The sequence below is a fragment of the Sanguibacter hominis ATCC BAA-789 genome, assembly GCF_012396185.1.
In the GTDB taxonomy this organism is placed as follows: Bacteria; Actinomycetota; Actinomycetes; order Actinomycetales; family Cellulomonadaceae; genus Flavimobilis; species Flavimobilis hominis.
In genome coordinates this window covers 370,384-385,871 of record NZ_JAAXOW010000001.1, presented here as the reverse complement: position 1 = coordinate 385,871, position 15,488 = coordinate 370,384, and the positions used below count along the sequence as shown (strand labels likewise).

13 protein-coding genes are annotated in these 15,488 nt (G+C 72.2%); 10 read left to right on the top strand and 3 right to left on the bottom strand.

All coding sequences use genetic code 11. The features are described from left to right. The first annotated feature begins 205 nt into the window (after window positions 1–205). The 10 genes from HF995_RS01835 (at window position 206) to HF995_RS01790 (ending at window position 12,416) form a co-directional block, all read left to right on the top strand. The gene (locus HF995_RS01835; protein WP_168446110.1) at window positions 206–1,132 is read left to right on the top strand and encodes an ABC transporter permease; all 927 of its coding nucleotides are present in this window, start codon (window positions 206–208) and stop codon (window positions 1,130–1,132) included. Then, the gene (locus HF995_RS01830) at window positions 1,125–2,081 is read left to right on the top strand and encodes an ABC transporter permease (RefSeq protein WP_168446109.1); all 957 of its coding nucleotides are present in this window, start codon (window positions 1,125–1,127) and stop codon (window positions 2,079–2,081) included. The genes HF995_RS01835 and HF995_RS01830 overlap by 8 nt, the downstream gene beginning before the upstream one ends. Further along, window positions 2,078–4,060 carry a dipeptide ABC transporter ATP-binding protein gene (locus HF995_RS01825; protein ID WP_168446108.1) on the top strand — a complete coding sequence of 661 codons (1,983 nt, stop codon included), beginning with the start codon at window positions 2,078–2,080 and terminating at the stop codon, window positions 4,058–4,060. The genes HF995_RS01830 and HF995_RS01825 overlap by 4 nt, the downstream gene beginning before the upstream one ends. A gap of 214 nt (window positions 4,061–4,274) precedes the next feature. After that, on the top strand, window positions 4,275–6,185 hold the full coding sequence (typA, locus tag HF995_RS01820) for a translational GTPase TypA (RefSeq protein ID WP_168446107.1): 1,911 nt from the start codon (window positions 4,275–4,277) through the stop codon (window positions 6,183–6,185). 95 nt (window positions 6,186–6,280) lie between these two features. Further along, entirely contained in the window at window positions 6,281–7,237 is a 957-nt protein-coding gene (locus HF995_RS01815; protein ID WP_168446106.1) for a PIG-L family deacetylase, read from the top strand. Window positions 7,238–7,242: 5 nt separating this feature from the next. Then, complete coding sequence (locus HF995_RS01810) at window positions 7,243–7,671, top strand: DUF6113 family protein (RefSeq protein WP_168446105.1); 429 nt, start codon at window positions 7,243–7,245, stop codon at window positions 7,669–7,671. A gap of 103 nt (window positions 7,672–7,774) precedes the next feature. Beyond that, a complete protein-coding gene (locus HF995_RS01805; RefSeq protein WP_168446104.1) occupies window positions 7,775–9,538 on the top strand; it encodes a VanW family protein in 1,764 nt (587 codons plus the stop codon). Between the two features lie 48 nt (window positions 9,539–9,586). Further along, the gene (locus HF995_RS01800) at window positions 9,587–10,471 is read left to right on the top strand and encodes a hypothetical protein (RefSeq protein WP_168446103.1); all 885 of its coding nucleotides are present in this window, start codon (window positions 9,587–9,589) and stop codon (window positions 10,469–10,471) included. Continuing rightward, the gene (locus HF995_RS01795; RefSeq protein ID WP_168446102.1) at window positions 10,468–11,430 is read left to right on the top strand and encodes a prephenate dehydratase; all 963 of its coding nucleotides are present in this window, start codon (window positions 10,468–10,470) and stop codon (window positions 11,428–11,430) included. The genes HF995_RS01800 and HF995_RS01795 overlap by 4 nt, the downstream gene beginning before the upstream one ends. Beyond that, on the top strand, window positions 11,427–12,416 hold the full coding sequence (locus HF995_RS01790; protein WP_168446101.1) for a prephenate dehydrogenase: 990 nt from the start codon (window positions 11,427–11,429) through the stop codon (window positions 12,414–12,416). The genes HF995_RS01795 and HF995_RS01790 overlap by 4 nt, the downstream gene beginning before the upstream one ends. Window positions 12,417–12,494: 78 nt before the next feature. Here HF995_RS01790 and HF995_RS01785 read toward each other — a convergent pair whose 3' ends face one another. Genes HF995_RS01785 through HF995_RS01775 form a run of 3 tightly spaced genes read right to left on the bottom strand, consistent with a single transcriptional unit; the run spans window position 12,495 to window position 15,452 of the window. After that, a complete protein-coding gene (locus tag HF995_RS01785; RefSeq protein ID WP_350308691.1) occupies window positions 12,495–12,749 on the bottom strand; it encodes a putative acetyltransferase in 255 nt (84 codons plus the stop codon). Beyond that, a complete protein-coding gene (gene cobA / locus HF995_RS01780) occupies window positions 12,746–14,122 on the bottom strand; it encodes a uroporphyrinogen-III C-methyltransferase (RefSeq protein ID WP_168446100.1) in 1,377 nt (458 codons plus the stop codon). The genes HF995_RS01785 and cobA overlap by 4 nt, the downstream gene beginning before the upstream one ends. A gap of 7 nt (window positions 14,123–14,129) precedes the next feature. Continuing rightward, entirely contained in the window at window positions 14,130–15,452 is a 1,323-nt protein-coding gene (locus tag HF995_RS01775) for a sulfate adenylyltransferase subunit 1 (protein WP_168446099.1), read from the bottom strand. Window positions 15,453–15,488 lie beyond the last annotated feature (36 nt).

Here is a 15,488-nt window from a genome sequence, read left to right as displayed (position 1 = left end):
TCAGGTCGGTCGGGCCGGACGCGTCCGGCCCGACCGACCTCCGCATGACGACGTGGGGTGAGGGACCGAGTCCCTCACCCCACGGTCGTGCCCCGACGCGATCGTGCGCGCGTCGACGCCTCGAGGCTCGTGCGTCTACTAGAGTCGTCTGGCGGATCTAGGTCGATCCGACAGCACGACACGGCAAGTGTGGAAGGAAAGACCGATGGTCCGATATCTCGGACGAAGACTGCTGCAGCTGATCCCTGTGTTCCTGGGCGCGACGCTGCTCATCTACGCGATGGTCTTCGCGATGCCCGGCGACCCGATCGCCGCGATGGGTGGTGACCGCGGCCTGTCTCCCGCCGTCGCTGAGCAGATCAGGGCGCAGTACAACCTCGACCAGCCGTTCATCGTGCAGTACCTGCTCTTCCTCAAGGGCATCTTCACGCTGGACTTCGGCAAGTCGTTCTCCGGGCAGCCCGTCATGGACGTCGTCGCCGGCGCCTACCCGGTCACGCTCAAGCTCGCGCTCATGGCTCTCGTCATCGAGACGGTCTTCGGTGTCCTGTTCGGCCTGATCGCCGGACTGCGCAAGGGCAAGTTCTTCGACGCCTCGCTGCTCGTCGTCAGCCTCATCGTGATCGCAGCGCCGACCTTCGTCATCGGCTTCCTGCTCCAGTTCTTCGTCGGCGTGAAATGGCAGCTCCTGCCCGCGACCGTCGGTGCCGACTACTCGGTCAAGGCGCTCCTCATGCCAGCGATCGTGCTCGGCGCCGTGTCCTTCGCCTATGTCCTGCGCCTGACGCGGACGTCCGTCGCAGAGAACCTCACCGCCGACCACGTCCGTACGGCGACCGCCAAGGGCCTGTCCCGCGGCCGCGTCGTCAACGTCCACGTCCTGCGCAACTCGCTGATCCCCGTGGTGACCTACCTCGGTGCGGACCTCGGTGCGCTCATGGGTGGTGCGATCGTCACGGAGAGCATCTTCAACATCCACGGCGTGGGCGGGACGCTCTACCACGCCATCATCAAGGGCGAGCCGTCTACCGTCGTCAGCTTTGTGACGATCCTCGTGATCGTCTACATCGTGGGCAACCTGATCGTGGACCTGCTGTACGCGGTCCTGGACCCGAGGATCCGATATGCCTGAGCAGAACATGACCTCTCCGCGTCCGGGCCAGGCCCACTTCGTCGCCGACGCCGCGCTGACCCCCCTCGCCGTCGTCGACAAGGTCGACGAGACGGAGGCGCCCTCGAGCCTGTGGCGTGACGCGTGGAACGACCTGCGCCGCCGCCCGCTGTTCTGGGTCTCCGCCGCTCTGATCGTCCTCGTCGCGCTCGTCGCGTTCGTCCCGGGTCTGTTCACGCGGAACGACCCGTTCTACTGCGACCTCTCGAAGTCGCTCGCCGACCCGGCGCCCGGCTACCCGTTCGGCTTCGACCGGCAGGGCTGCGACGTGTACTCCCGCGTCATCTACGGGGCGCGCGCCTCGGTGACGGTGGGCCTGGTCACGACCCTCGCCGTCGTCCTCCTGGGTGGCATCATCGGCGCGCTCGCCGGCTTCTACGGCGGCTGGCTCGACTCGCTCCTCGCGCGCCTGACGGACATCTTCTTCGCGATCCCGCTCGTGCTCGCCGCGATCGTCGTCGGCCAGGTCTTCACCGGCGGCGGCGTGTGGCGCGTCATCGCGGTCCTCGCAGTCTTCGGATGGCCGCAGGTCGCCCGCATCACGCGAGGCGCCGTCATGAGCGTCAAGAACAACGACTTCATCACCGCGGCCAAGTCCCTCGGTGTGTCGAAGTGGATGACCCTCATCCGGCACGTGGTGCCGAACGCGCTCGCGCCCGTCGTCGTCGTGGCGACCGTGTCGCTCGGCACGTTCATCGTCGCCGAGGCCACGCTCTCCTTCCTCGGTCTCGGCCTCCCGGGCTCCGTGCTGTCCTGGGGTGCGGAGATCTCCAAGGCTCAGGTCTCCCTGCGGACGCAGCCGTCGATCCTGTTCTACCCGTCGATGGCGCTGGCCCTGACGGTCCTGAGCTTCATCATGATGGGCGACGTCGTGCGCGACGCCCTCGACCCGAAGGCGCGCAAGCGATGAACGACACGACAGCGGCCAAGCCGCTCCTCGAGATCCGCGACCTGAGCATCGACTTCCAGACGCGCGGTGGCCCCGTCCACGCCGTCGTCGGCGCCGACCTGACGATCTACCCCGGCCAGTCCGTCGCGATCGTCGGCGAGTCCGGCTCCGGCAAGTCCACGACCGCCCACGCGATCATCGACCTGCTCCCCGGGACCGGAAAGGTCACCGCCGGGTCCATCATGTTCGACGGCGTGGACGTGACCAAGGCGTCCAAGCGCGAGATCGTCGCGCTGCGCGGCAAGTCCATCGGTCTCGTGCCGCAGGACCCGATGTCCAACCTCAACCCGGTCTGGTCGATCGGTTTCCAGGTCAAGGAAGGTCTCCGCGCGAACGGTATCGACGTCAGCCGCGGCACCCAGCGCAAGCTCGCTCTCGGCCTCGCCGAGAGCGAGGGCCTGCAGCTCGCGGGCGGCGACCTGCTCCTGAGCCACGACGCGAAGCGCACGCTCATCTCGCTCCTCAAGGAGGAGCTCGCCTCGCGTCCCGAGGCCGAGCGTGAAGCTGTGCTGGCTGAGGCAGATGCCCGGCTCGTGACGGGCTCGACGACCCGCCTCGAGGCCGTCGTCGTGCTCGAGAGCCTCGGCATGCCGTCTGCCCCGACCGCTGTCGAGGGCCTCACGTCGGTCGCGTCGAGCAAGGACCGCGTGGCGGGCCTGCTCGCCGAGGCCGGCCTGCCCGACGCCGAGCGTCGCGCCCGCCAGTACCCGCACGAGTTCTCGGGTGGCATGCGTCAGCGTGCGCTCATCGCGATCGGTCTCGCCGCTCGCCCGAAGCTGCTGATCGCGGACGAGCCCACCTCGGCGCTCGACGTGACCGTGCAGCGCAAGATCCTCGACCACCTGGGTCGCCTGACCTCGGAGCTGGGCACGGCCGTCCTCTTCATCACGCACGACCTCGGCCTGGCCGCGGAGCGCGCTGAGCACCTCGTCGTCATGTACCGCGGTCGGGTCGTGGAGTCGGGCCCGTCCCGCGAGATCCTCGCAAACCCGCAGCACGCGTACACGAAGCGTCTCGTCGCGGCGGCACCGTCGCTCGCGTCGCGCCGCATCCAGAGCGCCAAGGCTGCGGGCGTCGAGGTCAAGGAGCTCCTCGCCCAGACCGGCGGCGACGGCGTCTCCACCGAGCGTGACGACGTCGTCGTCGTGGAGAACCTCACGAAGGTGTTCCACATCCGCGGCGCCGCCAAGGGTGCGCGCGACTTCAAGGCCGTCGACGACGTGTCGTTCTCGCTCAAGCGGGGGACGACGGTCGCGCTCGTCGGCGAGTCCGGCTCGGGCAAGTCCACGGTCGCGAACATGGTGCTCAACCTGCTCGACCCGACCGAGGGCAAGATCATCTTCGACGGCGTCGACATGTCGACCCTCGGACGCAAGGAGCTCTTCGCGTTCCGTCGCCGGGTGCAGCCGATCTTCCAGAACCCGTACGGGTCGCTCGACCCGATGTACTCGATCTACCGCACGATCGAGGAGCCGCTGCGGGTGCACAAGGTCGGCACGCCCAAGGAGCGCGAGGCCCGCGTCCGCGAGCTGCTCGACCTCGTCGCGCTGCCGCAGTCGACGATGCGCCGCTTCCCGAACGAGCTCTCCGGCGGTCAGCGCCAGCGCATCGCGATCGCGCGCGCGCTCGCCCTGCAGCCTGAGGTCGTCGTGTGCGACGAGGCCGTCTCGGCGCTCGACGTGCTCGTCCAGGCGCAGATCCTCGAGCTTCTCAACGACCTGCAGAGCGAGCTCGGCCTGAGCTACCTGTTCATCACGCACGACCTCGCGGTCGTGCGGCAGATCGCGGACGAGGTCTGCGTGATGAAGCAGGGGCGGATCATCGAGCACGCCACGACCGACGAGGTGTTCGACTCGCCCCGCGAGGAGTACACCCGCGAGCTGCTCGGCGCCATCCCCGGCGCGAGCCTCCAGCTCGGCCCGGAGGCCCCGGAGGTCTGAGCCTGCGCACGAGCGCGAGACACGAGGCCCGGTGGACGCACGTCCGCCGGGCCTCGTGCCGTCTGTCCCACGCCGGCGGTGGCCCAGATCGAGCGGGAGAGCCGCTCACGTCACGGACGTCACAGAAGATCAGGTTGCGTTCGCGATAGGATGGACCGTTGCGTAGCGGAGATGCACGCACGCGATCTCATCCTCCACTGAAATGAGTACCTCTATGTCTGTGCGCTCTGACCTGCGCAACGTGGCCATCGTGGCTCACGTCGACCACGGGAAGACCACCCTCGTCGACGCGATGCTGCACCAGTCCGGTGCTTTCGGTGCCCACGCCCACGTCGACGAGCGCGCGATGGACTCCGGTGACCTCGAGCGTGAGAAGGGCATCACGATCCTCGCCAAGAACACGGCGGTCCGGTACACCGGTCCGTCCGCGGCGGCGCTCGGCGAGCCCGACGGCATCACGATCAATGTCATCGACACCCCCGGCCACGCCGACTTCGGTGGTGAGGTCGAGCGCGGCCTGTCGATGGTCGACGGCGTCGTGCTCCTCGTCGACGCGTCCGAGGGCCCGCTGCCCCAGACCCGCTTCGTGCTGCGCAAGGCGCTCGCCGCGAAGCTCCCGGTGATCATCGTCGTCAACAAGGTCGACCGTCCCGACTCGCGCATCTCCGAGGTCGTCGCCGAGGCGACCGACCTCCTGCTCGGTCTCGCGTCCGACCTCCACGAGGACGTCCCGGACCTCGACCTCGACGCGATCCTCGACGTCCCCGTCGTCTACGCCGCCGCGAAGGCTGGCCGCGCGGGGCTCGAGCAGCCTGCCGACGGCAGCCTCCCGGACAGCGAGAACCTCGAGCCGCTGTTCCGCACGATCCTCGAGAAGATCCCCGCACCGACGTACGACGAGTCCGCGCCGCTGCAGGCGCACGTCACCAACCTCGACGCCTCGCCGTTCCTCGGCCGCCTCGCGCTCCTGCGCGTGTTCAACGGCACGATCCGCAAGGGCCAGACGGTCGCGTGGGCTCGCCACGACGGCACGATCCAGAACGTGCGCATCACCGAGCTCCTCGAGACGAAGGCGCTCGACCGCGTCCCGACCGAGCAGGCTGGCCCTGGCGACATCGTCGCCGTCGCGGGCATCGCCGACATCACGATCGGTGAGACCCTCACGGACCCGGACGACCCGCGCCCGCTGCCGCTCATCACGGTCGACGACCCGGCCATCTCCATGACGATCGGTATCAACACCTCCCCGCTCGCGGGCAAGGGCGGCAAGGGCCACAAGGTCACCGCGCGCCAGGTCAAGGACCGTCTCGACACCGAGCTCATCGGTAACGTGTCGCTGCGCGTCCTGCCGACCGAGCGTCCGGACGCCTGGGAGGTCCAGGGCCGTGGCGAGCTCGCGCTCGCGATCCTCGTCGAGCAGATGCGTCGTGAGGGCTTCGAGCTCACCGTCGGCAAGCCGCAGGTCGTCACGAAGCTCATCGACGGCAAGCGGAACGAGCCGATGGAGCGCATGACGATCGACGTCCCCGAGGAGTACCTCGGCGCCGTCACGCAGCTGCTCGCGCAGCGCAAGGGCCGCATGGAGACGATGTCGAACCACGGCACCGGCTGGGTCCGCATGGAGTTCGTCGTCCCCGCCCGCGGTCTCATCGGCTTCCGTACGCGGTTCCTCACGGAGACGCGCGGCACCGGCATCGCGTCCTCGCTCGCCGACGGCTACGAGCCGTGGGCCGGCCCGATCGAGACCCGCGTGACGGGCTCGCTCGTCGCCGACCGCGCCGGCAAGGTGACGCCGTTCGCGATGATCAACCTGCAGGAGCGCGGCTCCTTCTTCGTCGACCCCACGCAGGAGGTCTACGAAGGCATGATCGTCGGCGAGAACTCGCGCAACGAGGACATGGACGTCAACATCACCAAGGAGAAGAAGCTGACGAACATGCGGTCCTCGACCGCAGACAACTTCGAGAACCTGGTGCCGCCGCGTCACCTCACGCTCGAGGAGTCCCTCGAGTTCGCCCGCGAGGACGAGTGCGTCGAGGTCACCCCGGAGTTCGTGCGCATCCGCAAGGTCATCCTCGACCAGACGGAGCGTGGCCGCGCGGCCTCACGCAACAAGAAGAGCTGAGAACCGCCCGTCGACGACGGGCACCCGTGCGACCTCCGGCCCTCTTGAGGGCCGGAGGTCGCGTGCTACGCGCCGCGAGGCGCTGAGGAGGAGACGTGCGGCTGCTCGCGGTGCACGCGCACCCTGACGACGAGACCCTCTCGAACGGCGCCCTCCTGGCGGCGTGGTCCCGGGCGGGTCGTCCTGTCACGCTCGTGACCTGCACGCGCGGGGAGCGTGGCGAGGTCATCGGGGCGCCGCTCGCGCACCTCGAGGGCGACGGACCTGCGCTCGCCGCGCACCGTGAGCAGGAGATCGCGGCAGCCCTCGCCGTCCTGGGCGTCCAGGAGCACCACTTCCTCGACGCCCTCGCCCCGGGAGGGGGCAGCAGGTACGAGGACTCGGGCATGGCATGGGTCGGCGCCGTCGCCGGCACCGCTGGCCTGCCCGACGACGTCCCGCCGGGAGCGCTCGTCTCCGTCCGGCTCGACACGGCAGCGGCGCACCTCGCCGAGCTCGTCGTCGAGCAGCGGCCCGCGGTCGTCGTGACGTACGACGCCGGCGGGGGCTACGGTCACCCCGACCACGTCCGGGCCCACGAGATCACCGTGCGAGCGCTCGAGATCGCGGCCCCGCGTCTCGCCGAGACGGGCGCGGACGTGCCGCTGCTGCTGTGCCCGACCGTCCCGACCGAGGCCCTGCGTGCCCAGCGGCGTGCGCTCGCCGGCGAGACGTGGGCGCGCGACCTCGCAGCCGCCGCGGGGCTCGTGGCCCCCGACCCCGACGCGGACCTGCCCGCGGTCGCGAGCGACGACCGCGACGTCGTGCTGGAGGTCGACGTGCGCCCCGTCCTCGGCGCCGTGACGGGCGCGCTGCGCGCACACGGGACCCAGGTGCAGGCGGTGACGCCTGCGCCCGACGGCGCGACGGTCCTCGGGGCGTACGCGCTCAGCAACGACGTCCTTGCAGCGATCCCCTCGACCGAGGGCTATGCGCTCCTCGCGGGTGACCGGAGCGCCCTCAGGCGCGTCCTGGCCGGTGCGGCCGTCCCCGGCGTGCGCGCGGTAGCGTGACGGACATGACCAGGAAGCCCGAACCGACCAGCCCGGCGGTGTCTGCCGTCCCCCTGTTCGCGCCGGGGGCCCTCACCGCGTGGGCCGTGTGCTTCGTGCTCGGTGCGATCGTCGGGCTCGTGGGCACGATCGCCCACCGCAGCGCGCCGCCGTGGGGCGTCGTCGCCGCGCTCGTGACCCTGCTCGCGGTCTGCACGGTCGCCCGGGCGGCGGCGGGGGCGGGCTCGCTCCTCGCGGCTGGCGCCGGGTGGATGATCGCCGTCCAGCTGCTCTCGGCAGGAGGTCCGGGCGGCGACGTCCTCGTTCCGGCCGCGACGATCGGCTACGTCTGGGTCTACGGCGGTCTCGTCGCCGTCCTCGCCCCGCTGCTCGCCCCCCGGCGATGGTTCGCGGAGGTCCCGTGGCGAGATCGCGACGCACAGCAAGACGCGTGAGGAACGGGCGCCGCGCGCCCTTACGATGTAACACGTCCGTCGGTACCTGCGGGGAGCCAGGAGTCGCGCCGCGGACGTTCTAGCAGATAGTGGGGCGCGTGTGATGGCGAAGAGCGACGAGACGACCAGGCCGGAGGCGTCCCCGCTGGACGGGTTCGAGCCGGAGGAGCCCCGCCGCAGCCGCACCCCCAAGGTCCTCATGTGGACGGGCATCGGGCTGGTCGTGCTCGTCGGTCTGTACGTCGCCGGCCAGTGGGCTGTCGCGGACAAGGTCCCGCGCGGCACGACCGTCGCGGGTGTCGAGATCGGCGGGAAGAGCGCGGAAGACGCGACCGCGGCCCTCGAGGCCGGGCTCGCGGAACGCCTGACCTCGCCCATCCCTGTCGAGGCGGGCGGGAACGCCGCGGAGATCGACCCGGAGAGTGCGGGGCTCGGGCTCGACGCGGCGGGCACGGTCGACGGCCTCGTCGGGTTCGGGCTGTCGCCCGCACACCTGTGGCACACGCTCGTCGGTGGCGACGACGTGACGCCGCGCACCACGGTCGACGACGCCGCCCTCGACGCCGAGCTCACGGCAGCAGCCGAGGCGCTGCGTGTCGAGCCCGTCGACGGGGCGGTCGTCTTCGCGGACGGCCAGGTCTCGGCGACCCCGGCCGCGTCGGGCTCCGACGTCGACGTCGAGGCTGCGCGCGAGGTCGTCGTGACGGGTTGGCTCACGGCCGACGGCCCCCTCGCCCTCCCCGTCGTCACGAGCGAGCCGACGGTCACGCAGGAGGAGACGGACGCCGCCCTCGCCCTCGGCCGCAGCCTCGTCTCCGCGCCCGTGCGCGTCGAGGTCGCAGGGCAGCAGGCCGAGCTGCCGATCTCCGTGCTCGCGTCCTCCGCAAGCTTCGTCCCCGCGGACGGCAACCTTCAGCTGCAGCTCGACAAGGACCTCGTCGCCGACGCGGTGATCGACCGGACGACGGACCTCGAGAAGAAGGCCGCCGACGCGAAGTTCGTGTTCGTCAAGGGCAAGCCTGTGCTCGAGGGCGGCGACTCCGGTCTCGGCCTCGACCGCGAGGGCCTCGCTGCCGCCGTCCTGGCGGCTGCCACGACAGGAGGCGACCGCACGGCGCGCGTCGAGCTCGTCCCCGTCGACGCGCAGGAGAGCAAGGAGAAGCTCGAGGCGCTCGGCATCAAGGAGGTCGTCGCAAAGTTCTCGACCCCGCTCGGGGTGAGCTCTGCGGCGCGCATCCACAACCTCAAGCTCGGCGCCGAGCGCGTCACCGGCCAGCTCGTCCTCCCGGGCGAGACATGGTCGCTCACCGAGACGCTCAGCCCGATCACGGCCGAGGGCGGCTACCAGGCCGCAGGCATCGTCAACAACGGGCAGCTGACCGAGGGCGTCGGCGGAGGCCTGTCGCAGATGGCGACCACGACGTACAACGTCGGGTACCTGCTCGGCATCGAGGACGTCGAGCACCGCCCGCACAGCTACTACTTCTCCCGGTACCCGGAAGGGCGAGAGGCGACGATCTACGTCGGGTCGATCGACATGCGCTTCAAGAACGACACGCCCTACGGCATCCTGCTGCAGGCCTACGTCAAGGACGGCCAGGTCACCGTCCGTGCGTGGAGCACGCCGCACTACCGGGTCGAGTCGACGACGACGCCCCGGAGCGGCGTCGTGAGCCCGACGACGAAGTACTCGACGGCGCCCGGCTGCATCGCGCAGGGCGCCGGGAGCCCCGGGTTCACCGTGACGGTCACGCGCAAGGTGTACCTCGGGGACGAGCTGGTCAAGGACGAGCCGCGCACGTGGCGCTACAACCCGCAGAACGCGGTCGTGTGCGGCAAGGCGCCCTCGGACAAGAAGAAGGACTGAGGGCGCGCGCGGCTAGACTCTGCGCGACCCACGAACTGGAGGACGTTCATGCTCGGACGGAGCGAACGGGAGTCGGCTGCGCACGTGCTCGCCGCGGCACGGATCGGCGGCTGGGACGTCCCGCACAACCGCGACGAGCTGAGCGACGTCCTTGACCTCGGGTCGATGACGGCCGCCCTCGCGACCGTCGCCCGCATCAGCGACCTGCGGGCGATCATGCACATCGGGCACCCGACGCAGCCGGACCACGGGCTCGAGCGCGCGCTCCTCGCGGCTGCCCCCGACCTGCGCGTGACGTCGGCGGTCGCGGTCACCCCGGAGTGGGTGTGGGTGAGCCGGGCCGCCGAGGTGAGCGACCACGTCGTCGTCGACGAGGCGGCCATGCGCGACTGCCGGCACGTCGTCCGGTCGATGGGCGCGAGCCCGCACCTCGTGCCGACGCGCACCCCGCTCGAGGAGCGCGTCGCTCTCGCCGGGGAGGCCGGGTCGATCGTCGTCGAACGGTCGGTCGCCGAGCGCGCCCTGATCCCCGCGGGCTTCCACGAGGTGCCCGGGTCTGAGCGCCTCGCCGAGCTGCCCCCGCTGTGGTTCGGGCTCGTCGAGCCGGTCAGCACGCCCGTCGACTTCACCGCGCCGGCGCAGGTGTGGCTCGCGTTCGGTCCGCGGGACGACCACCGCGGCTCCCTGCAGTCGACGCTCGGCCTGATCGCCGGGGCCGGCTTCGACCTCGACCACCTGCGTTCGCAGCAGTCCGTCGCAGGACCGCACCTCTTCCTCGCGTCGTTCCGGTGCGACGGCTCCGCGGCGCTGCGGGGGCTGCGAGCCGCGCTCCAGGACCACGGCGTCGCGCACCGCGTGCTCGCGGTCATGGCAGGCAGCGACTTCGCGCCGGGTGCGGACGCGGTCGAGCCGCGCTGGGCGCGACCGCTGTGACCGTCGCGGCCTCCGAGACCGCGACCACGGCGGCCGCTCGTCTCGCGTACCTCGGTCCGGAGGGCACGTTCACGCACGCCGCGGCGCTCGCGCTCGGGGAGCGCGGGACGCCCGTGCCTCTCGCGACGGTGACCGACGTGTACGACGCCGTCGCGTCGGGCGCGGTGAGCACGGGGGTCGTGGCGATCGAGAGCTCGGTCGAGGGGTACGTCGTGCCGTCGCTCGACGCGATCGTCGCCGCACGCGACGTCGTCGCCGTCGACGAGGTCACGCTCGACATCTCTTTCGACGCCCTGACCCGCCCGGGCGCGACCGACCTGACCGAGGTGACGGCACACCCGCACGGCCTCGCGCAGTGCGCCGCGTGGATCGCGGCACGCGGCCTGCGGCCGGTCCCGGCGTCGTCGAACGCGGCCGCGTGCCGCGACGTCGAGCCGCACCAGGTCGCGCTCGGTCCGTCGCTGTGCGCCGAGCTGTACGGCCTGCACACGCTCGCGTCGGCGGTGCAGGACTTCGCGGGAGGGCGTACCCGCTTCCTCGCGCTCACGCGCCGCGACGTCGCGCGCGCCGAGCTCGCGGCAGCACGTGCCTCGGGCGCGGTGGCCGGGTGGCGGACGATGCTCGCGATCACCCCGCACGTCACCGGGCCGGGCGTCCTCGCCCGCATCACGGCGGCGTTCGGCGAGCGCGGTGTCAACATGTCGAGCCTGATCACGCGACCGCTCAAGGCGCAGGAGGGCACGTACGTGTTCGTCGTGACGCTCGACGGCGCGCCGTGGGAGCCGCACGTCCGCACCCTGCTCGAGCAGCTCCTCGAGGCGGGGGACTCGCTCAAGACGCTCGGTGTCTTCCCGGACCGTACGTCGTCGGACGCGGGCTTTGACGACTCGCGCGTACCCGCAGCGTCGGTCCAGCGTGGGGCGCCCGCCGCGGACGCGGACCGGGGGCTGCTGTGGTGACCGGCCCGGCGCGGCGTGTCGGCGTCGTCTCCCTCGGGCTCATCGGCGGCTCGGTCGCCCGACGGCTCGTCACGCAGGGCCTCGAGGTGCACGCCTGGAACCCGAGCGCACCCGCGCTCGCGGCGGCAGAGCGCGACGGCGTCGTGCCGCACGCCTCGATCGAGTCCCTGTGCGCCGCCGAGCCGGACGTCCTGCTGCTCGCGCCGCCGCTGCGCGCGATGGCTGACGTGATCGGCGAGGTCGCCGCGCACGTGCGCGGCGCGACGGTCGTCACGGACGCGGGCAGCGTCAAGGTCGCGGTCGTCGACGTCGTGCGCGCGGCCGGCCTGTCCTCGCGCTTCGTGGGTGCGCACCCGATGGCAGGCACCGAGCAGGCGGGCTACGCGGCGTCGGACCCGAGCCTTCTCGACGCGGCGCGGTGGGCGCTCACGATCGAGCCCGACACGGACCGCGACGCGTTCCTGCGCGTCGCTGCGCTCGTCACGGGACCGCTCGGCGGCGTCGCGCGCGTCGCCACGCCCGCGGTGCACGACGCCGCGGTCGCGCTCGTGAGCCACGTCCCGCACGTCCTCGCGACCGAGATCCTCGGCCTCGTCGGGAGTGCCGACGTGCGCGACCTCGCGCTCGCCCTCGCCGCGGGCTCGTTCCGCGACGGCACGCGCGTCGCGGGGACGCACCCGCGCCGCACGGAGGCGATGGTCGTCGACAACGCGGCAGGGGTCGTGCCCGTACTGCGGCGCGCGGTCGGCGACCTCACGGCCCTGGCCGACGCCCTCGAGGCGGGCGAACCGGTGAGCGGGTTCTTCGACGCGGCCGCCGAGGTGCGTTCCGGGGCGCGGGTTGCAGCCCCCGAGGACCCTGCCACGGTGGTCACGCTGGACGGCGACGACTGGCGCGAGCGTCTGCTCGGCGAGACCCGGACCGGGCTCGTCGTCGGCGCGGACACGGCCGCCGCGACCCTGCGGGTCACGTACCCGCCTGCCTGAGCGCCACCGCGAGCACGCCCGGGTCAGGAGCGAAGCGCCTCGCGGCCTGACGGCGCCAGCGCACCGCTCCTCGGACGCTCAGTTGCCAGACGCCGGAGCCGGACGCGCTTTCCGCACCGGGGCGGGCGGGATCGGCTTGCCGATCGCGATCGCGTCGCCCGGGACGTGGACGTCCCCGCGACGGGTGCGCAGCACGAGACCCGACCCGTCGTTGGTGACGACGTCACCGAGGACGTCGGTGTAGGGGTGGTCCGGGTCGTCGATCCGACGGCGGACCATGACCCGGGTACCCGGCGTCCACGCGCGCCAGGGTGCGGGCTCTGCGGTGCTCACGAGGCGTCCGAGGGGTCGCTCGTCGCCGACCTGGCCTCGTCGTCCTGCGTGCGGGGCCGGTCCGTCCAGGCGGACCACTCGGGGGCGCGTGTCACGACACGGCCGACGACGGCGATCGCCGGCGGCTGCACGCCTGCCTCGGCGATGCGTGCCGCGATCGTCGCGAGCGTGCCGACCGTCGTCCGCTGCCGCGGCCCGAACCCGTCCTCGATCACCGCGACAGGAGTGTCGGCGTCGCGTCCGCGCTCCATGAGCTCGGCGCACGTCGTGCCGAGCCGGCGCACGCCCATGAGCAGGACCAGCGTGTGGTCGGTCGCCTCGGGGACACGGCCGACGTCGGCGTGCCCGGTGAGGACGGTGAACCCGCGCGAGAGGCTGCGGTGCGTCAGCGGAATGCCCGCGACGGCGGGGACGGAGATGGCGCTCGTGACGCCCGGGACCACCTCGACCTCGAGGCCTGCCGCGACGCACGCGTCGAGCTCCTCGCCGCCGCGGCCGAACACGTACGGGTCGCCTCCCTTGAGGCGGACGACACGCTTGCCGGCGAGCCCGTGCCGCACGAGCGTCGCGTTGATCTCCTCCTGCGGGACGGGGTGGAACCCGGAGGACTTGCCGACGTCGACGACCTCGACGTGCGCGGGCAGGTCTGCGAGGACGCCCTGCGGGGCGAGCCTGTCGATCACGACGACGTCCGCGCTCGCGAGCAGCTCGCGTGCCCGCACGGTCAGGAGGCCGTCGTCGCCGGGACCGCCGCCGACGAGGGCGACGGTGCCGCCCTGTGCGGTCCCGCTGGTCGTCGTCCCGGCGCCCGAGTGGACCGCCCGAGCGGGCGGCGTCGCGCCCGCGCCGTGCCGTGCGACGCCGTCGGGCGCGTGCTCCCGCGCGGCCTGTGCCCGCAGGTCCGCGGCGACGTGGTCGCGCAGCGCGACGGCGCGGCGCGGGTCGCCGCCTGCGTTGACCGCGACGAGCACGTCGTCGACCCGCGCGACCGCGGGCGTCCATGCGCTCGAACGGTCGCGGTCGGACGCCCGCACCGCCCAGACTCGCTGCCACTCGGCGTCGTCGCACACCTGGTCGTCGACGGCTGCGACACCCGTCGCCGCGTGCACGAGCCAGGCGCCGTCCAGGTCTCCCGTGAGGTAGTCGCGGGCGATCCACGTGAGGCCGCCGTCCCGGGCCGCCGCCACGACCTCAGGGCACGCGACCGGCGCGACGACCACGACCTGAGCCCCCGCCTCGACGAGCGAGCGCGCGCGGCGCGCACCGACGGGCCCGGCGCCGACGACGACGCAGCGGCGCCCGGCGACGCGGAGCGTGAGCGGGTACGACGGGTCGGTCCCGGTGGGCTCGGGTGCGGGGGCCGAGGTGCTCATGGGCGGCTCAGATCGTGTATTGGACGGGCCGGTCGCCCGGGAAGCGGGCGGCCGCGAGTGCGTCACCGACCATACCTGCCGCGAGCGTGAACCCGTCCTGCGGATCGATCAGGAGGAACGCTCCTGTGCGCCGCGACGTCACGTACTCCTCGGCCGCGACGGGCGCCGCGAGGCGCAGCTGGACCCGCCCGATGTCGTTGAGCCCGAGCTCCTCGGCGGGCGCGAGCGCAGCGGCGTCGAGGTCGAGCCGTCCGACGACATCGCGCACGACGGCCTGCACGACGCGCGTCGTGTGCTTGAGCAGGACGCGCGCGCCCGGGCGCAGCGGCCGGTCGGACAACCACGCGACGGTGCCGGTGACGTCCTGGACGGGCGTCGGTGCGTCCTCGGCCGCGACGATCATGTCGCCGCGTGCGACGTCGAGGTCGTGCGAGAGGCGGACCGTGACGGACTGCGGCGCGTACGCCTCGGCGAGCGAGCCGTCGGCGGTGTCGATGCCCTCGATCGTCGACCGTCGACCTGACGGCAGCACGACGACCTCGTCCCCCACGCGCACGACGCCGCCTGCGACCTGGCCGGCGTACCCGCGGTAGTCCTCGTACCCGGCGGGTGCGGCGCTCTGCGGCCGGATGACGGTCTGGACGGGCAGCCGGAAGGGCTGCGTCTCGACGTCGTCCGCCGTCGGCAGGTCCTCGAGGAGCTCGAGGAGGCTCGGTCCGTCGTACCAGGGGGTGCGTGCCGAACGCTCGACGACGTTGTCACCGTCGAGCGCGCTTACCGGGACGGTGTGGACCGCGGGCACGCCGAGGTCGGCGGCCGCCGCACGGATCTGCGCCGCGAGCTCGTCGTAGCGGTCCTGCGCGAAGCCGACGAGGTCGATCTTGTTGACCGCGACGACGACGTGCGGGACGCGCAGGAGCGACGCGACCGCGAGGTGCCGGCGGGTCTGCTCGAGCAGGCCCTTGCGCGCGTCGACGAGCAGCACGACGACGTCAGCCGTCGACGCGCCCGTGACCGTGTTGCGCGTGTACTGCACGTGGCCCGGGCAGTCCGCGAGGATGAACGACCGCCGTGCGGTCGCGAAGTAGCGGTAGGCGACGTCGATCGTGATGCCCTGCTCGCGCTCGGCGCGCAGGCCGTCGGTGAGGAGGGCGAGGTCGGCGCCCTCGAGCCCGCGGTCGCGGCTGACCCGTTCGACGGCGTCGAGCTGGTCGGCGAGGACGGACTTCGAGTCGAACAGCAGGCGGCCGACGAGGGTCGACTTGCCGTCGTCGACGGAGCCTGCGGTCGCGAGGCGCAGCAGCGTCCCGGTCGTGGTGGTGGCGCTCATGGCTGGTCTTCCTTCGTGCGGGCCTCGGTGGTCGTG